The sequence below is a fragment of the Peribacillus sp. Hz7 genome (assembly GCF_042136355.1).
Classification (GTDB): domain Bacteria; phylum Bacillota; class Bacilli; order Bacillales; family DSM-1321; genus Peribacillus; species Peribacillus asahii_A.
In genome coordinates this window covers 503,596-521,982 of the sequence record NZ_JBHHJV010000001.1, presented here as the reverse complement: position 1 = coordinate 521,982, position 18,387 = coordinate 503,596, and the positions used below count along the sequence as shown (strand labels likewise).

16 protein-coding genes are annotated in these 18,387 nt (G+C 38.7%); 1 reads left to right on the top strand and 15 read right to left on the bottom strand.

From position 1 onward, the window contains the following. Positions 1 to 329 precede the first annotated feature (329 nt). Complete coding sequence (locus tag ACE199_RS02495) at positions 330 to 623, top strand: DUF6509 family protein (RefSeq protein WP_127759832.1); 294 nt, start codon at positions 330 to 332, stop codon at positions 621 to 623. Positions 624 to 660: 37 nt separating this feature from the next. On the opposite strand, the gene ACE199_RS02490 is transcribed toward ACE199_RS02495, so the two are convergent. From ACE199_RS02490 to ribF, 15 genes are all read right to left on the bottom strand, one after another. Next, positions 661 to 2,985, bottom strand: a complete 2,325-nt coding sequence (locus tag ACE199_RS02490; RefSeq protein ID WP_375348427.1) for a DNA translocase FtsK — start codon at positions 2,983 to 2,985, stop codon at positions 661 to 663. Between the two features lie 117 nt (positions 2,986 to 3,102). Continuing rightward, positions 3,103 to 3,330, bottom strand: coding sequence for a YlzJ-like family protein (locus ACE199_RS02485; RefSeq protein WP_252294349.1), 228 nt, complete (start codon positions 3,328 to 3,330; stop codon positions 3,103 to 3,105). After that, positions 3,327 to 4,007, bottom strand: a complete 681-nt coding sequence (locus tag ACE199_RS02480) for a ClpP family protease (RefSeq protein ID WP_286676634.1) — start codon at positions 4,005 to 4,007, stop codon at positions 3,327 to 3,329. Before ACE199_RS02480 ends, ACE199_RS02485 begins: the two co-directional genes overlap by 4 nt. 221 nt (positions 4,008 to 4,228) lie before the next feature. Next, the gene (locus ACE199_RS02475; protein WP_375348610.1) at positions 4,229 to 5,896 is read right to left on the bottom strand and encodes a ribonuclease J; all 1,668 of its coding nucleotides are present in this window, start codon (positions 5,894 to 5,896) and stop codon (positions 4,229 to 4,231) included. A gap of 656 nt (positions 5,897 to 6,552) precedes the next feature. Continuing rightward, complete coding sequence (gene dapA, locus ACE199_RS02470) at positions 6,553 to 7,419, bottom strand: 4-hydroxy-tetrahydrodipicolinate synthase (protein WP_375348426.1); 867 nt, start codon at positions 7,417 to 7,419, stop codon at positions 6,553 to 6,555. A 35-nt stretch (positions 7,420 to 7,454) separates the two neighbouring features. Beyond that, positions 7,455 to 8,687 carry an aspartate kinase gene (dapG, locus tag ACE199_RS02465; protein ID WP_375348425.1) on the bottom strand — a complete coding sequence of 411 codons (1,233 nt, stop codon included), beginning with the start codon at positions 8,685 to 8,687 and terminating at the stop codon, positions 7,455 to 7,457. 75 nt (positions 8,688 to 8,762) lie between these two features. Further along, complete coding sequence (gene asd, locus ACE199_RS02460) at positions 8,763 to 9,818, bottom strand: aspartate-semialdehyde dehydrogenase (RefSeq protein ID WP_375348424.1); 1,056 nt, start codon at positions 9,816 to 9,818, stop codon at positions 8,763 to 8,765. Positions 9,819 to 9,961: 143 nt separating this feature from the next. Next, positions 9,962 to 10,561, bottom strand: coding sequence for a dipicolinate synthase subunit B (locus ACE199_RS02455; RefSeq protein ID WP_252294341.1), 600 nt, complete (start codon positions 10,559 to 10,561; stop codon positions 9,962 to 9,964). Continuing rightward, positions 10,562 to 11,461, bottom strand: coding sequence for a dipicolinic acid synthetase subunit A (gene dpaA, locus ACE199_RS02450; RefSeq protein WP_127759826.1), 900 nt, complete (start codon positions 11,459 to 11,461; stop codon positions 10,562 to 10,564). A 192-nt stretch (positions 11,462 to 11,653) separates the two neighbouring features. Continuing rightward, on the bottom strand, positions 11,654 to 11,902 hold the full coding sequence (locus ACE199_RS02445; protein ID WP_119116515.1) for a YlmC/YmxH family sporulation protein: 249 nt from the start codon (positions 11,900 to 11,902) through the stop codon (positions 11,654 to 11,656). 142 nt (positions 11,903 to 12,044) lie between these two features. Further along, positions 12,045 to 13,271 (bottom strand): M16 family metallopeptidase, encoded by a 1,227-nt coding sequence (locus tag ACE199_RS02440; protein WP_375348423.1) that lies wholly within the window; start codon positions 13,269 to 13,271, stop codon positions 12,045 to 12,047. Positions 13,272 to 13,306: 35 nt separating this feature from the next. Next, positions 13,307 to 14,272, bottom strand: a complete 966-nt coding sequence (locus ACE199_RS02435) for a polysaccharide deacetylase family protein (protein WP_127759824.1) — start codon at positions 14,270 to 14,272, stop codon at positions 13,307 to 13,309. Between the two features lie 346 nt (positions 14,273 to 14,618). Continuing rightward, positions 14,619 to 16,739 (bottom strand): polyribonucleotide nucleotidyltransferase, encoded by a 2,121-nt coding sequence (gene pnp / locus ACE199_RS02430; RefSeq protein ID WP_375348422.1) that lies wholly within the window; start codon positions 16,737 to 16,739, stop codon positions 14,619 to 14,621. 290 nt (positions 16,740 to 17,029) lie between these two features. Next, positions 17,030 to 17,299: a 30S ribosomal protein S15 gene (gene rpsO, locus ACE199_RS02425; protein ID WP_119116519.1), complete on the bottom strand. Its 270-nt coding sequence runs from the start codon at positions 17,297 to 17,299 to the stop codon at positions 17,030 to 17,032. A 135-nt stretch (positions 17,300 to 17,434) separates the two neighbouring features. Continuing rightward, the gene (ribF, locus tag ACE199_RS02420; protein ID WP_252294333.1) at positions 17,435 to 18,385 is read right to left on the bottom strand and encodes a bifunctional riboflavin kinase/FAD synthetase; all 951 of its coding nucleotides are present in this window, start codon (positions 18,383 to 18,385) and stop codon (positions 17,435 to 17,437) included. Between the last annotated feature and the right edge of the window lie 2 nt (positions 18,386 to 18,387).

Genomic DNA, 18,387 nt, shown 5'->3' with positions numbered 1-18,387 from the left:
GAATGTTCGATGATGCTCCTGTTTTCCATAGGGTAAAATTAGTGCGGTATTGAAGAAATGAAAAGTTGTACACATCACACATTATGTAAACTGAAGTCATATCATACAAACATTTCATTTTTCTCTTAAAGTGACTAATTACTCACACCCGCTCTTCAAAAGTAAGGACAGGAGTATGATACATATAATGTAAATTAGTCCTATTATTGGATAATAATATACCATTTTTCTCAAAATAAATAAATAGCCTTTTACTTTATACGTTACTTTCTTTTCAATTCTTAGTTTTACGGTATAATAATACGTATCTATTTTGGAGGGATAAATATATGATTACCATTACAGAATATAGTGTCGAAAAATTAAAAGATCCATTTGGCATCTTAACAGGAGAACGCTTTGAATATGTCTTGGATATTGAAGTACCAGAAGATGATGAACTCTATACAGAGGGCGGTTTATCAATCCGCTTAATTTATGTTGTAGATGGAGAAGAACAAACGATTAAACAATACAACATCATCGCAAAAGCAAATGAAGAAGTTCTTGATTTTGATTTAGAAGAAGAGGAGCTTCATATGTTACTCACCTTCTGTAAGGAACATATGGAAGAAGCAGAATAAAACGAAAAGACCGGGCAAAATGCCCGGTCTTTTCGTTTTATGATGAGTGTGCTTCATGATCGTCTTTGCCAATAAGAACAACTCGAGGTTTACTGCCTTCATATGGACCAACAATTCCTCTCGCTTCCATCTCATCAATAAGGCGTGCTGCCCGTGTATAACCAATGCGAAAACGGCGCTGTAACATCGATACAGAGGCTGTTTGCATTTCTATAATTAAAGAAACTGCTTCGTCATATAAATCATCGGCAACGTCGCCAGCACTCCGTTCAGGGAGGTCATCTGGAATCATTTCTTCGTTATATTGTGCTTTTTGTTGAGCAATTACGTAGTTAACCGTATCTTCCACCTCTTGATCAGAAAGGAACGCCCCTTGAACACGAACGGGCTTTGATGCCCCCACTGGTAAAAAGAGCATATCACCGCGACCTAATAGCTTTTCTGCCCCTCCCATATCTAAAATCGTACGCGAGTCGGTTGCTGAAGATACACTAAAAGCAATACGCGATGGAATATTTGCTTTAATAACACCCGTTATGACATCTACAGAAGGGCGCTGTGTCGCAATAATTAAATGAATCCCCGCTGCACGAGCCATTTGAGCGAGACGTGTAATCGCATCCTCGACATCATTAGACGCTACCATCATTAAGTCTGCAAGCTCATCGACAATGACGACGATAAATGGAAGCAGCGGCTGCTTGTCTTCTTCCTCGATATTATAGCGATTAACATAATCATTATATCCTTCAATATTACGCGTTCCTGTATGCGAAAATAGCTCATAACGCCGTTCCATTTCACTCACGACTTTTTGCAATGCCTGCGCGGCTTTTTTTGGATTCGTCACGACAGGTGCTAATAAATGCGGAATGCCATTATAAACGTTTAGCTCCACCATTTTCGGGTCAATCATCATCATTTTTACTTCATGTGGTTTAGCACGCATCAAAATGCTTGTAATAATTCCGTTAATACAAACCGATTTTCCGCTTCCTGTTGCCCCGGCCACAAGCAAATGCGGCATTTTATTTAATTCGGCTTTCACAGCTTCGCCGGAAATATTACGTCCTAACCCAATTTGCAGCTTAGAGTCAGGTTTATCAACTTCCTTTGCTTCTAATACTTCGCGAAGAGACACCATTGCAATTTCTGAATTAGGCACTTCAATCCCAATCGCCGACTTTCCTGGAATAGGCGCTTCAATTCGAATATCTTTGGCTGCTAATGCAAGCGCCAAATCATCCGATAAACTCACAATTTTACTTACTTTTACACCGACATCTGGATGTACTTCATATTTCGTTACAGCCGGCCCTAAATACACTTGTGTTACCCGGGCTTTCACACCAAAACTATCAAATGTTCGCTCTAGCTTCGCTGCATTTTCATGAATTAATTGATACTCACCGCTTTGATCCGTCTTTTTCGGCTGCTTCAATAAAGAAAGCGGTGGTAATACATATTCTTTATTCTCTACCTCAGTAAAGTTTATAGGCGGAACATCATCATCCGGCTCCGTTTCTTCTTCAACCTGCTCGGTTTTCTGTACTATCTCCACTGAAATGGCCTCTTCTCGTTCGTATGCTGTATCTGTAAAGCTTGAAATAATCGGTTCAACTGGTTGTACAGACTCAACAACTAACGGTGACTCTACTTCAGGTTCCACTTCTTTTTCCTTTTTCTGTTTTGGTGGTGTCTTCTTTTTCTTTTCTTTTCTTTCATTTCCCCACGCTTTTAAATCCTCCGTAAAAGCCTTCCATTGTTTCACTAAAAAACTTGTAACGGCCGTAAAAAAAGTCCCGAGTGTATCTCCTAAAGTTTTTCCCGTTAGCAAAATCATTCCAATTACGATAAAGATAAAGGAAATAATTTTAGAACCTGCAGCATCAAAAAGAAAATAAGAAGTCGCAAATAATAAAGCACCAATCATACCACCGCCAAGTTCCTCTGTACTCGATGCCTTTGACACTTCCATCCAAAATAACTCCCAGGTATTCAAAATAACACTTGGCTTTTTAAATGGCCCGCCTTCTGCCAATAATTGAAATAATGTCACATGACTTAATAGTAAAATACTTGCAATAATAAAGTATAAACCAACAAGTTGTCGCTTAAAAAAATAAGGAATTTCTCGCTTAATCATCAAATAAAACCCAATAATAATACTTCCAATCAGCAATAAGATATACCACTCACCCATAAAAAAACGAACAAATGATACGATAGCGTGGCCTACTGCTCCAAGCTTAGCAATTGCAATCGCAGAGAGACCAAGTATAATCAAACCAATCAATTCATATTTCATCGTTGTTTTTAATTTCTCTGTCGTCTTCTTATTTCTGGTTTTTTTCTTTGCCATAATATCACCTATTTTTCCTAACAGATAGCTCCTTGAAAAAATAGAGCAGCCTACTTGGCTGCTCAGTTTCTTGTTTACTTTTAGTATATCATAATTTCGCTTTGTTGGTCATTATTTCTAATTGTTTAGCATTTCAAAAAGAGGAATAGACTGACCTGGTTGAACACTTTCTTGTAAAAAATGAGCAGGATCTGTACTTAAAATTCGATCAATCCGAAGCATTGTTCCTCCGTCATGCTCCACCATCACAGGAATGCCATTGTACATGATTTCAAAATAGGCAGTCAATGCTTCATGCTGATGGGGATGAACATGCTCAGGAGGTATAATTGTATAAAGCGTCATTGTAAGAGCCCTTCCTCTCCACCTGGTTCATGCTTGTTTGCGCTAATCAATTCGTTTAGCTTTTTCATCGCTTGACCAACACCGCCGACTTCATTAATCATCCCGATATTCACTGCTTCATTACCGACAACATTTGTCCCAATATCTCGCGTTAAATTTCCTTTGGCAAACATCAATTCTTTAAAGCTCTCTTCTGTCACTTCTGAATGTTTCGTAACAAAATTAATGACACGCTCTTGCATTTTGTCCAAATATTCAAAGGTTTGTGGTACACCAATAACAAGCCCTGTTAAGCGAATCGGGTGAATCGTCATCGTAGCCGTTTCCGCAATATACGAGTAGTCACATGATACAGCAATCGGAACACCAATGGAATGTCCGCCGCCTAATACAATCGAGACGCTTGGCTTCGATAATGATGCAAGCATCTCAGCAATCGCTAATCCTGCCTCTACATCTCCGCCTACCGTATTTAAAATGACAAGCAAACCTTCAATATTCGGATTTTGTTCAATAGCCACAATTTGTGGAATGACATGCTCATATTTTGTTGTTTTATTTTGAGGAGGCAGTTGCATATGCCCTTCGATTTGTCCAATAATGGTTAAACAATGAATTTTGGAATCCTGCGACATTTGAGGCACATTTGTTGTGCCTAACTGCTGGATTTTTTCCATTAAGGTCGAGTTCTTCCCTTCCTCACGTTCTTCTCCTTCATTCGGTAACGATGGATTATCCACTTTTCCCTACCCCTTTCTTCAAAAAACGTATACATGTAGTATGTCTCAGAAGTAAAACTTCATTCAAAAAGAGGTGCGCAGTTCTTAAAATATCCATTTATTTCGTTATCTTTTAACACACAAAACTCCCCTTAACTACAAGTCAAGGGGAGCATAAATTAAATTTCCATAATAATTGGTAAAATCATCGGACGTCTTTTCGTTTTTTCATAAAGATATTGATTTAAAGAATCACGCATTTCCTGCTTAAGCGTGGACCAATCGAAAGGCTGGCGTACTCCATTTTTTTGAACAATATCACGTACAATGGCCGTTGCTTCTTCCATTAGCTTCTCCGATTCTCGTACATAAACAAATCCTCTAGAAATAATCTCCGGACCTGCTGTGATACTTTTGTCTTGACGATTGAGCGTAACAACGACAATTAAGATTCCATCCTGTGATAACAAGCGACGATCACGCAGCACGATATTACCGACATCCCCAACGCCGCTTCCATCAATTAAAATATTCCCTGCTGAAACCTTGCCAGATAGACGAATCTTATCAGCTGTTACTTCTATGACATCACCTTTCTCGGCAATCATGATCTGCTCTGCTTCCATACCTGCTGCACGACCAATTTTCTCATGGGCATATAAGTGACGAAACTCACCGTGAACCGGAATAAGATATTTTGGCTGCATGAAGTTAATCATCATTTTTAACTCTTCTTGAGCACCGTGACCTGTGACATGCACTTGATAGCGATTGGATACGACACGCGCACCGACACGATATAGTAAATCAATCGTTTTCGCCAAAATAAGTTCTCCGCCTTTAAGCGGGGAAGCTGCGATTAACACAGTATCTCCTTCTTTAATCATGACTTGCTTATGTGTTTGCTTCGCCATTTTTTGTATAGCTGTAATCGGTTCTCCTTGATGACCTGTCACAAGTATAACAACTTCACGCTCTTCAAAATTTTGAACATCATTGACAGAAATAATCATTTCTTCATCCACTTGTAAATACCCAAGGTTCAAAGCAATGTCGTATACCTTTTGTAGGCTTTTTCCAACAAGCGCTACTTTTCGCCCGCTTGCAGCAGCTGCATTAAGCACATGTTGAATACGATTAATATTAGAAGCGAAGCAAGCCGCAATAATTCTGCCTTCTGCTGTCAGAAACGCTTCTGTCATATCTCTTGCTACAATTGCTTCTGATGTCGTATAACCAGGTTTCCCTGCACCCGTACTATCAGATAATAAACATAAGACACCTTCTTCACCCAGGCTGACCATTTTGCCGATTTCCGGTTGATAAAAGCCCTTTGCAGCTTGATCAAACTTAAAGTCCCCTGTATACACGATGGCCCCTTCACGAGTATGAACGACAATACCAAGCGAATCAGGAATACTATGATTTGTACGGAAAAACGAAATCGCTGTTTCTGGGAAACTTAGCACCGAATCAGAATCAATTTCTATCAACTCTGCTCTACCGTTAAATCCATCTTCCTTCAGCTTCAATTTAACTAACGCAAGCGTCAGTTTCGTTCCATAAACGGGAACACGTATATATTTTAATACATAGGAAAGAGCCCCAATATGATCTTCATGACCATGGCTAATAAATATACCTTGAATCCTTTCTTTGTTCTCTTGTAAATAAGAGATATCTGGAATAACCGCATCAATCCCAAGCATTTCACCTTCAGGCAGCATTAATCCTGCATCTAGAATATACAAGTCCTCATTTACTTCAATTACGTACATATTTTTACCTAATTCCCCTTGTCCACCAAGAGAAATGATTTTAATTCCTTTATAATCTTTACCCAACAGAGTACCTCCTTAGCGTTGCACCGTTCATAAATCTATTACCTTCCATTATACCTGATGTCCAAAAAGCTTAACAACACATATCATTTTCTCAAACATATTCCTTTGTCAAAGCTTGTGCTATGTCTTATGCAGCCCGCATACCTGGACAGTAAAATCCCTTACTAAAAAAATATTTTTTTAAATCGGATAAATCAACAATATTCATTAACAAACAGCCATACAAAATATTAGACACATAAATGAATGAAATAATAGTTATCCACAGCTATTTCATTGTAGAGCCTAAAAAATAAATCAGATCAAAAGAATCGGAGACAAGAGATGGCAATCTCTCCCCAGAAGTTTCACTTTATTTTAACGATTATGATTCTTTATTAAATCTTCTATTATGTAGGAAACAAACTTATAGATACGAGAATCTAATAATACCTTTGAATAAACACATATGTTCAAGTATAATCGTTATTTTATATTCAGGAAAGGAATTATTCACCTTTTTAAAAAAATTTTTCAAAATGATTATGTGATATAACTGCCTGAATCAACAATATCATTTAACATAACCATAAATAAAAAACAAGCCAATCTATAGATTGACTTGTTTTTAGAATAGCGTAATTAGCTCGCTTATTACATACTAAGAATAGAAGATATACTTATTTACCTAAAAGATTCGCCAATACACTTCGTTCTTGCTCTGTTAGAGGAACAATTGGAAGACGGACTGAACCAACATCTATTCCTACCAGTTGTAAAGCTGTTTTAACCGGAGCTGGGCTAGGTGCAGAGAATAAGCCTTTAATAATCGGAAGAAGCTTTTGATGCAGCTTTGCTGCCTCTTGCAGATTACCTGTTAAGAAAGCATCAACCATTTGCTGCATCTCCTTACCAATTACATGAGAGGCAACGGAAACAACTCCCACTCCTCCAATTGAAAGAACCGGCAACGTTAATCCGTCATCTCCGCTGTACAACGCAAAATCCTCAGCTGTTTCCGCAATAATTTGCGTCATAGCATTTAAATCACCGCTCGCTTCTTTAACAGCTACAATGTTTGGAATTTCCGATAGACGAATAATTGTTTCTGGAGCAATATTGACAGCCGATCTTCCCGGAATATTATATAGCATCACTGGAAGTTTTGTACTCTCAGCAATTGCTTTAAAATGCTGATATAGCCCTTCTTGATTTGTTTTATTATAGTAGGGTGCTACAAGCATAATCGCATCTGCACCATTTTGTTCTGCTTTTTTGGTCAGTTCAATCGATGCATACGTATTATTGCTCCCTGTTCCTATAATAATTGGTACACGCTTATCAGCGACTTCTACAACATGACGTAACAATGCAATTTTCTCTTCAGAAGAAAGCGTTGGCGACTCACCTGTAGTACCTGAAAGAACGAGCGCATCTGTGCCATTATTAAGTAAGTAATTAACCAACGTAGTTGTTTTTTGAAAATCAACATTTCCTTTAATATCAAAAGGGGTGACCATTGCTGTTACTACTTTACCAAATACCATCTACTAACACCTCTCCGTTTATCCACACTTTTATCTTATATTGATTCAATTCCATCTAGATGCAATTGAAATGCATCATGGAGAGCGTTAACCGCTTCAACTAAATCCTCTTCTTTAACCAATACCCAGATTGTTGTGTGGCTATCTGCTGATTGAAGAATTCCAATCTCTTTACTAGATAAGGCTGTAACAATTTTCGCAGCGACTCCCGGTACACCATTAATCCCAGCACCAACAACTGATACTTTAGCACAATTTCTTTCCACAATTGGCTCATACCCTAATTCTTTTAAAATAGAAACAGCATGGTTTGTTGTATCTTCTGTAATTGTATAAACGACACCGTTTGGTGAGATGTTAATAAAATCAACAGAAATTGACGCATTTGCCATTGCCTTAAAAACTTCGGCCTGCAGATTGTATTGATCCTTTTTGGCTTGAACTTTAATTTGGCTAATCTTCGCAACATGAGCAATTCCTGTAACAAGTCTCTCGCGAATATCGCTTCCCTCGTTTCCTTTGTTTACACTTGTCACAAGCGTTCCAAGTCCCTCGCTATATGTGGAACGAATACGGATCGGTACCTTGGCCTGCATAGCAATTTCCACTGCACGTGGATGAATAACTTTAGCACCTTGATACGCCATATTACATACTTCTGTATACGATACGACCGATAACGGACGGGCACTTTCTGCAATACGAGGATCTGCTGTCATAATTCCTTCAACATCAGTAAAAATATCAACGAAATCAGCTTGTAAGGCCGCACCAAGCGCTGCTGCTGACGTATCACTTCCACCACGCCCAATTGTTGTTATATCTCCATTTTTAGCTGCACCTTGAAAACCAGCAACAACGACAACATCATTGAACTCTAGCTCTTTCAACAGCCTCTCACATTTCATCTCTATAATCTTCGCATTAGAGTGGTCATTATTTGTTATAAAGCCTGCCTGAGCCCCCGTATAAGCAATTGCTTTAATTCCACTTTCTAATAGCATATTGGTAAAAACGACAGATGAAATCGTTTCCCCTACTGACATAAGTAAATCTTGCTCTCTCTTTGACAGAGAACTATTTATACCATTGACAAGTGATAACAAAGTATCCGTAGCATACGGTTCGCCTTTTCTTCCCATTGCAGATACTACAACAACCACTTTGTAGCCCGCTTGCAGCGATTGCTCAATGTGACGCTTCGCTTGTAATCGACTTTCTTCGTTCCGAACAGAAGTTCCACCGAATTTCTGTACGATGATTTTCATATCTACACACCTCAAATATAAGCCAGCTTTCCTAATCGGAAAGCTGACTAAAACTCTTATAACATCGAGTACCTATTATTTAACTGTTACTAGACCTAATTTTAAAAGACTTTCAGCAATTTGAACAGAGTTCCAAGCGGCACCCTTTAATAGGTTATCGGAAACAACCCATAAATGGAAGCCCTTATCTTCATCCAAATCTTTGCGGATACGACCAACAAAGACGTCATTTTTACCTACAGCAGCTGCTGGCATTGGGTAAATTTGTTTACTTGGGTTATCTTCTAATACAACACCTGGTGCTGAGCTCAATAAATCCTTAATTTGATCAACCGTTACACCGGCTTGATCTACTTCAATATAAACAGATTCAGAATGACCTGTTTCAACTGGAAGACGTACGCATGTAGCTGCTACAGCTAACTCTGGCATATGCATAATTTTCTTCGTTTCATTGATCATTTTCATTTCTTCAAATGTAAAGCCATTATCTTGGAATTTATCAATTTGTGGAATAACGTTGAAAGCAATTTGATAATGCTTTTTATCTCCACCAACCGGTAAAATTTTCGGTTCGATTTCTTTATTATCTAACAAATCGCGAGCTTGATCTTTCATTTCCGCAATCGCAGCTGCACCTGCACCAGACACTGCTTGATATGTCGATACAAGAACTTTAGATAAGCCATATGCTTGACGAATTGGCTCAAGTGCTACGACCATTTGAATTGTCGAACAGTTCGGATTTGCAATAATCCCATTGTGTTTCTTTAAGTCTTCTTCATTAACTTCAGGTACGACTAGTGGCACATTCTCATCCATTCGAAAAGCACTCGTGTTGTCAACGACAATTGCACCGCGTTTAACAGCTTCTGGAGCAAGTTCCTTAGACACGCTACCGCCCGCGCTAAATAAAGCGATATCGATACCTTCAAAACTTTCTGGTTTCGCTTCTTGAACGATGACTTCCTCGCCCTTAAATGATAGTTTTGCACCAGCAGAACGAGCTGATGATAAGAAAATAATCTTCTTAATCGGCAAGTTTCTTTTTTCTAATGTTGAAATCATTTGCTGACCTACAGCTCCAGTCGCTCCTACAACTGCAATATGCAATCCTTGTGTCTCAGTCATTTATTAATACCCCTTTTCAAATCCATTAAAAATGATTGTTAGTTTTTTAATTACTTCTATTTTAGAATATCATCTATTTTAACATATGAACATTCCAAAGAAACAAACTTTTACAAAATATTCTGTCAAGAGGGGTGATTTTTTTACGTTAAGTCTTTAAATCTTTCGACAATCACAGGCTGCAGTTGCTCACCCTTTAGGGCAGCAATAATTGTATCTCGAATCATACTCATTCGAGCGACCATCGAATTAGGCTTCTTGTATGGATCATCTTGACCATATGGAACAAAATACAAATCTTTCGCCGCCATCAATCTCATTAAATTAACCCCATTTAAACCTAACGCATCGTTCGTTGAAATTGCAACGACAACTGGACGATGATTGCGCATTGTTGCTTTCGCTGCCATTAATACCGGTGAATCGGTTAAAGCATTAGCAAGCTTACTCATCGAATTCCCGGTAAGCGGAGCAATCACCATACAATCGAGTGGCAATTTTGGTCCTAGCGGCTCCGCTTTGACGATTGTATCAACAACATGATGTCCCGTCAATTTTTCTATTCTTTCCACCCAATCTTCTCCACGACCGAAGCGAGTTTCCGTATGTTTCACAGTCGATGTAACAATCGGAATCACTTCCACTCCCTCATTGACTAATTTTTCAATTTCTGGAAATACACTATCATAGGTACAATGCGAACCAGTTAAACCAAAACCGATTCTCTTTCCTTGGAGACTCATCTATTTCTTCCCCTTTCGTTCTTTCAAATCTTCTTGAATTAATTGACCAAGTGCATTTGCCAATATTTGTCCTGCCGTTTTCGGTGCAACAATACCTGGTAAGCTAGGAGCGAGCAATGCTTTTATACCTCGTTTTTCAGCAAAACGAAAATCAGTTCCTCCTGGCTTAGAAGCAAGATCAATAATTAACGTATGCACGGGCATATTCGCAAGGACGTTAGCTGTAAGAATAGGGAATGGGATCGTATTAATGACGATATCCGCTGTTTTTATTTCCTCAGCAAGCTTGCTTAATTGAAACGGCTTTAATGCCATTTCTGTAATTCTCGCAAGATCCTCACTTTTTCTCGCACCAACCATCACTTTAGCCCCAAGTGCCTGAAAGGCTCTCGCTACGCTCATACCAACACGCCCAAGACCAAGTACTGCAACGGAAGACCCATGAATCGTAAAATCCGTATGTTGAATCGCCATCATAATCGTACCTTCAACTGTGGGAATGGAATTATAGATTGCTACATCATCTCTTTCAAATAAAGATACTTGCTTACGATTGGCTGCCTGCAAAATTCTATCTAAATAAGCGTTACTAATCCCTGTATAAAATGTGCAATGCGGGGGGGTCCTTTTTATGATTGCTTCCGTTAAAACCACGTCTTCGTTAGAAAAAATCGTCTCTACTTTTCCGTCTCCATCTGTTCCACGTACTGGTAGAATGACCGAATCTATTTCTCCAAAATTTACATCTTCCATTTTTTCTTTTACTGCACCTGTGAATGCGTGATCTAGCTGTTCAAATCCTACCAATAATAACTTTGCATCAAGCTCTGTCAGTTTTCGTACAACTTCAAGCTGACGCGCATCCCCACCAATCACAGCAATCTGCATACCTGTGAGCATTCAACCGTCACCTTCTTTTGTTCAAAACTTGCCAACTAGCGAGCTACCCGGCTGAGTTATTTATCAAAATACGTTTAATACTCTCCCATCTTATGTACCTCTGCCTAAAACGGTGAATGATTTTCGAAAAGTAAAATAGGCTCTTTCCTACACAGCAAAAAAACCGCGATTTTACGCGGTTTTTCATCATAACTAATGCTCAGGCATATTTTCTTGAAAATCAATAATAACCATATCCGCTCCAACCTTTTTAATATCAGACCATGGAACGCGAATCTCCTGTCCGCTTTTCATCAGCCCAAACCATTTAACGGAAGGGATAATCAAAGCCGTTATTTGTCCACTTTCATCAAATTCTAAATCCGTTTGTCCAAGAACGCCTAATCGTTCAGCCCGATTCACATCAACAATTTCTTTTCCGCCTAACTCACTTAACCTCATGCTACTCCCCCTTTTTGACACGTATATTCATATATATCCTGCTTATCCAATCATTAGAAGCGCTTTTCTTTCCTACAGTCCTGTTAAATAACATAGTCTTCCTAAAAAAACTGCCTTTCTATGGAAGAAAGGCAGAGTAGGATTAATTTTTCCAATTTTCTAATGGACTTACTAAAGATAGCGAATGCTCTGTAAAAATACTGTTAGCTAGTTCAAAGACACGTTCTTTTGTTACTTCATCAATTTTAACAATAATATCATCTAACGAACGATGTTTTCCTAACATCAATTCATTTTTACCATTGCGGCTCATTCGACTGTTCGTGCTCTCTAAACTTAACATTAAGCTTCCCTTTAACTGTTCTTTACTATTGTTTAATTCTTTATCTGTAATTCCATCGCGTTTTAATGTAGCGAGCGTTTGTTGAATCGTTTCATACAAACTATCTAACTGATTCGCTCCCGTACCGCCATAAATCGTCACAATTCCGCTATCTTGATAGCTAGAGTGATAAGAGTAAACAGAATAAGCTAAACCGCGCTCTTCACGTACGTCTTGGAATAAACGGCTGCTCATGCTGCCGCCCAGAATATTATTTAAAATAGTCAGGTTATACATATCTTCATCACCAATTTTCAACCCGTTAAACCCGAGACATAAATGCGCTTGCTCTGTTTCTTTTTTACGAATCAATTGGTTTTGATGAAAATGCGGCTTCACGATTGTTGAATGCTCTTGTCCTCGTTCAAAAGAACCAAAATAGCTCTCTACTTCCTTAATAAACGTTTCATCTACATTCCCCGCAATAGAAATTACAACTTTATTTGGTGTATACATATCATGCACATATTGTTTAAGCGTTTCACTTGTAAAAGTAGAAAGCGTTTCTTCCGTACCTAGAATTGGAAAGCCTAATGAATGCTTTTCATATACCGCTTGACTTAATAGATCATGTACAATATCATCTGGTGCATCTTCATACATTTTAATTTCTTCGTACACAACATTTTTCTCTTTCTCTAACTCTTCAGAATCAAATGTAGAGTTAAAGAACATGTCAGAAAGTACTTCAAGAGCATGGCTTGCATGATTATCAAGTACCTTAGCATAGTAGCATGTATATTCTTTTGACGTAAATGCATTCACTTGCCCGCCGATGCTGTCAAATGATTCGGCAATTTCACGTGCACTTCTCGTCGTAGTTCCTTTAAAAAACATATGCTCAAGAAAATGCGAAATTCCATTCAGTTCCTTTGTTTCATTACGGGATCCTGTTTTCACCCAAACACCAATGGCCGCTGAACGAACTGTTGGTATTTGCTCTACAATAATTCTTACACCATTTTGACAAGTATATTTCTTTATCAACAAACATTCCTCCTAATCTATGCTGCCCATACGAATCACTTATAAGGAAGGATTCGTTTTTCATCGACCGCTTCTGAAACAGTCACAACATGTAAATCTTTCTTTTGAATATTCACAATTAATGTTTCCAATGATTTCGCTGTTGACTCTGTTGGATGCATTAAAATAAAGGCACCAGGATGAACCTTGGATAACACCCTTTGCTGCAGGACTTCCGGGCTAGGCTTCTGCCAATCAATCGTATCGACGCTCCACATAACTGTTCCCATGCCTAAATCTGCCGCGAGGCTAACCGTTTCATCGCGAAAGCTTCCACTTGGTGGCGCAAACCATGTACTTCGCACTCCTGTCACAGCTTCAATCACTTCACTCGTTTTTCGAATCTCTTCACGCGTTGCTTGGGTAGACAGAGTTTGCATATTGGGATGTGTATACGAATGATTTCCTATTTCATGTCCACCCTCTTTGATCATCTTCGCGAGTTCAGGATTGTTTTTTGTCCATCTTCCTTCTAGAAAGAAAGTAGCCTTGACATGATGCTCTTTTAAAACAGAAAGCATATCCTGTAAATATTCATTTCCCCAAGCCACATTAATTAAGAATGAAACAACCGGTTTATCTGGATGAGCTCTATAAAGCGGTGATGGCTTAAGTTCATGTAAATGCTTCTTTGGGGCTACTTGTCTATAAACAAGTTTACGTTCATCAAAGCTTCCCTTTTTCTTCATGGCTTCATAGGATGCTTGTACATCAATTTTCACCCCATTATATCCTGGTACAGCTTTCCAAACCGAATCGATTCGTGCATCTTGTGGCTCAATCTCATACTTTTTAACCGACGATTTAATCGCAAACAAAAGCTCATCTTCCTGCATACTCGTTGCAATCGACTTATCTGTTAATCGAGTAAAATAATCATTTGTATATGGATTTTGCACTAATAACCATGATATACCTGCAATGGCACTTATCGCAACTATCTGCTTCCACTTATTATTCATTTTTTTGCCCCCTTCATACAAAAATGTATGAAAAAAGAAGACAAGGTATACCGAAAAACGTTAGATGCCTTGGTCAGCTCGTGAAGAAAATAGGGAGTGACTCAGGAAGGCGCTCTTTGCCTATGCGAGAATAATCATCTTTTTCACAGCGAGCTAGGCATCGAAACTAGACAATACCGAAAAGCGTAGATGCCTTAATCCGTCTGCTAAGAAAGCAGGGAAATTACTCTTGAAGTAAACATCCTTTATACACAGAGTGTTGTTAAATGTCATTGTTGATTAATATAGCCATAGACGAAAAAAAGGCATGTGCGTTCCAATCGAAACCACATGCCTTCGTTCTTGCTTAAGATTGAGCTGGATTCGCCGCTTCTTTTTGCTCTTTTAAAACCGCTTTTCGAGAAAGATTTACTCGGCCTTGCTTATCAATTTCAGTAACTTTTACTAAAATTTCATCGCCAATTTTCACCACATCTTCTACTTTGCCTACTCGTTCTTCAGCAAGCTCTGAAATGTGAACTAAACCATCTTTTCCATTAAAGATTTCAACAAACGCACCAAATTTCTCAATACGCTTTACTTTTCCTAGGTATTGTTCACCGACAGCCACTTCACGAACAATATCTTCAATAATTTTCTTCGCTTTTGAATTCATTTCTTGCTCTGTAGAGGAAATGAATACTGTACCATCTTGCTCAATATCAATCTTCACGCCTGTTTCTTCGATAATTTTATTGATTTGTTTTCCGCTTGGTCCAATGACATCGCGAATTTTATCTGGATTAATAGACATTGTTAAGATTTTTGGCGCATAGCGTGAAAGCTCAACGCGCGGTTCACTCAGTGTTGCTAGCATTGAATCAAGAATATGCATGCGGCCTCGTTTTGCTTGCTGCAAGGCTTCTTCTAAAATCTCACGAGATAAACCATCAATTTTAATATCCATTTGAAGTGCGGTAACACCCTTCGCTGTTCCTGCTACTTTAAAGTCCATGTCTCCTAGATGATCTTCCATCCCTTGAATGTCTGTTAAAATCGTATAGTACTCACCAGATTTAACAAGACCCATAGCGATACCAGCTACCGGTGCTTTAATTGGCACACCTGCATCCATCATCGCTAACGTACTTGCACAAATACTTGCTTGTGACGTTGAACCATTGGATTCAAGTACTTCTGATACAAGACGAACTGTGTATGGGAAATCTTTTTCACTTGGGATAATTGGCTCAAGTGCTCGTTCACCAAGTGCACCGTGACCGATTTCACGACGACCAGGAGCACGAATTGGTCCTGTTTCCCCTACGCTGAAATGAGGGAAGTTATAATGATGCATAAAACGTTTTGATTCTTCTGTCCCAAGACCATCTAAAATTTGCACATCTCCAAGCGCACCTAATGTACAAATAGAAAGCGCTTGAGTTTGTCCGCGCGTAAAGAGACCGGATCCATGTGTACGCGCTAATAAGCCAACTTCTGAAGAAAGTGGTCGAATCTCATCTGGGTTACGACCGTCAGGACGTACTTTTTCTTCTGTAATTAAACGACGTACTTCTGCTTTTACTAATTTATTTAAAATTTCTTTTACTTGCTTCACTTTCTCTTCATCTGCTTCTTGCTCTTCATACTGCGCAAGAACATGATTTTTCACTTCAGTAATTGCATTTTCACGAGCATGCTTTTCTTGTACTTGAACAGCTTTATTTAAATCCGCTAAGCACATTGTTTTTATTTCTGCTTCAAGCTCCTCATTCACTTGATACAGCGTTACTTCCATCTTTTCTTTACCAATTTCAGCAGCAATTTTTTCTTGGAAGGCAATTAATTTCTTAATTTCCTCATGACCAAACATAATCGCTTCTAACATTGTTTCTTCTGGTACTTCTTTAGCACCAGCTTCCACCATGTTAATCGCATCTTTATTACCTGCTACCGTTAAATCGATATCGCTTTGTTCCATTTGAGCAACGGTTGGATTCACAACGAATTGTCCATCAATGCGGCCAACAACAACACCAGCAATAGGACCGTTAAACGGAATGTCTGATACTGAAAGTGCAAGTGATGAACCGAACATCGCAGCCATTTCTGAAGAACAATCTTGCTCTACACTCATAACCATACTAATACATTGAACATCATTACGGAATCCATCTGGAAACATCGGACGGATTGGACGGTCAATAAGGCGGCTAGCTAAAATCGCTCTCTCACTTGGACGTCCTTCACGTTTAATAAAGCCACCGGGAATTTTCCCAACAGCATACAATTTCTCTTCATAGTTTACAGTCAACGGAAAAAAGTCGACATTTTTTGGCTCTTTAGAAGCAGTTACTGTACTTAATACTGCTGTATCGCCATAACGGACTAAAACAGCTCCGTTTGCTTGTTTAGCTAACTGACCGATTTCAACCGTTAAATTGCGACCGGCCCAGTCAAATGAATACGTATGTTTTTCCTGTCCCATCTTAAATTAAACCCCTCTCTAACTCTTCACTTAGAGGTCTAGTACACCTACCAAACCTGTATAAAACACATCATATATGTTAAAATTTCATAAATCATATTAGAACCAAACTATTCCTATTATGCACGAAAAAAACAAGCATTAACAGCAAAATCAACGAAATATTAAAAACATTGCAAGTAATATATGTATAAATTGAAAAAAATCAAAATAGACGTCTGAAATCATACCGATTATTCCGATTGATTTACACCAAAAAAGCGGGAAATTTCCCGCTTTCTTACAAACAATTATCGACGTAAACCTAATTTGTTAATTAGAGTACGGTAACGAGTAACGTCTTTATTACGAAGGTAAGTTAAAAGGTTACGACGTCTACCTACCATTTTTAAAAGACCGCGACGTGAGTGGTGATCTTTCTTGTGAGTACGTAAGTGGTCATTCAAGTTGTTGATTTCCTCTGTAAGTACTGCGATTTGAACCTCTGGAGATCCAGTGTCAGTGTCGTGAGTTCTGAACTCAGCGATTAGTTCGTTTTTACGTTCTTGTGTAATAGCCATGTTTTTTTCCTCCTAAATTCTGTAGAATCACCAATTACCTAGTCTAGCGTCGGAGTGTCGCCTAGCCAAGCAATGGTTATTTTTCATACATGTAATAGAATACCGCTTTTTTAACTGAAATGCAAGTCAGGAAATTTAATTATTCATACTTTGAAAATACTTTTCAGCCTGTTGTTTATCGATTTCAATTTGGCTTACCAATTCTTCAAGCCCTGAAAACTTTTGCTCACTGCGCAATCTCTTATGCCATTCTACAACCACTGCAGACCCATAAATGTTTCGGTCAAAGCCCAGTACATGCACCTCAACAGACGGAAACTTTGGCTGTTGGTCATGAAAAGTTGGTTTATAGCCTACATTACAAACACCTTTATACCACTTGCCTTCAATTTGAATTCGCACTGCATATACGCCTGTAGCTGGGAATATATACACATCGCTTACTTCAATATTAGCTGTTGGAAACCCAAGCTTACGACCGCGCTTTTCACCATGAATAACATAACCTTTTGTTACATAATGACGACGAACAAGATGATAGAATTCTGTAAAATTTCCTTCAGCTAACGTTTTGCGAATTCTTGATGAACTTACTTTCTCATCTTCAAGCGTTTGTTTTTCAACAACTGTTTGAGTAAAACGGCCTTTCGCATAAAGAGGCAATGTTTCCATATTGCCTTTACCAAAATGACCATAAGAATAATCAAACCCTGCCACTACATGCCCAACATGTAAACCAACTAAATATTGATCAACAAACTGTTCAGGCGACACGGCGGCAAATTCTTTACTAAAATGAACAATAAATAAATAATCAATCCCTAACGATTCAATAATCGCTATTTTATCCTCTAAAGGCGTAATATAACGAATTGTATCGGTTGTGGTTCCTAACACCGCGGACGGATGAGGATCGAATGTCATCACCGCCGATTTACGGTGTGTGCTGTCCGCTATTTCTTTTGCATTCTTAATCACAGTTTGATGACCTTTATGTACCCCATCAAAAAATCCGAGTGCCATCACAAGCTCAGGAAAATGATCCTGGGTAAACTGATGAGGGTGCGTTATCGCAATCACTTTCACCT

Excerpts from the sequence above, each read along its gene's own strand:
- ACE199_RS02495 (WP_127759832.1), top strand. The coding sequence starts at position 330 with ATGATTACCATTACAGAATATAGTGTCGAAAAATTAAAAGATCCATTT.
- ACE199_RS02490 (WP_375348427.1), bottom strand. The coding sequence starts at position 2,985 with ATGGCAAAGAAAAAAACCAGAAATAAGAAGACGACAGAGAAATTAAAA.
- ACE199_RS02485 (WP_252294349.1), bottom strand. The coding sequence starts at position 3,330 with ATGACGCTTTATACAATTATACCTCCTGAGCATGTTCATCCCCATCAG.
- ACE199_RS02480 (WP_286676634.1), bottom strand. The coding sequence starts at position 4,007 with ATGGAAAAAATCCAGCAGTTAGGCACAACAAATGTGCCTCAAATGTCG.
- dapA (WP_375348426.1), bottom strand. The coding sequence starts at position 7,419 with ATGGTATTTGGTAAAGTAGTAACAGCAATGGTCACCCCTTTTGATATT.
- dapG (WP_375348425.1), bottom strand. The coding sequence starts at position 8,687 with ATGAAAATCATCGTACAGAAATTCGGTGGAACTTCTGTTCGGAACGAA.
- asd (WP_375348424.1), bottom strand. The coding sequence starts at position 9,818 with ATGACTGAGACACAAGGATTGCATATTGCAGTTGTAGGAGCGACTGGA.
- ACE199_RS02455 (WP_252294341.1), bottom strand. The coding sequence starts at position 10,561 with ATGAGTCTCCAAGGAAAGAGAATCGGTTTTGGTTTAACTGGTTCGCAT.
- dpaA (WP_127759826.1), bottom strand. The coding sequence starts at position 11,461 with ATGCTCACAGGTATGCAGATTGCTGTGATTGGTGGGGATGCGCGTCAG.
- ACE199_RS02445 (WP_119116515.1), bottom strand. The coding sequence starts at position 11,902 with ATGAGGTTAAGTGAGTTAGGCGGAAAAGAAATTGTTGATGTGAATCGG.
- ACE199_RS02435 (WP_127759824.1), bottom strand. The coding sequence starts at position 14,272 with ATGAATAATAAGTGGAAGCAGATAGTTGCGATAAGTGCCATTGCAGGT.
- pnp (WP_375348422.1), bottom strand. The coding sequence starts at position 16,739 with ATGGGACAGGAAAAACATACGTATTCATTTGACTGGGCCGGTCGCAAT.
- rpsO (WP_119116519.1), bottom strand. The coding sequence starts at position 17,299 with ATGGCTATTACACAAGAACGTAAAAACGAACTAATCGCTGAGTTCAGA.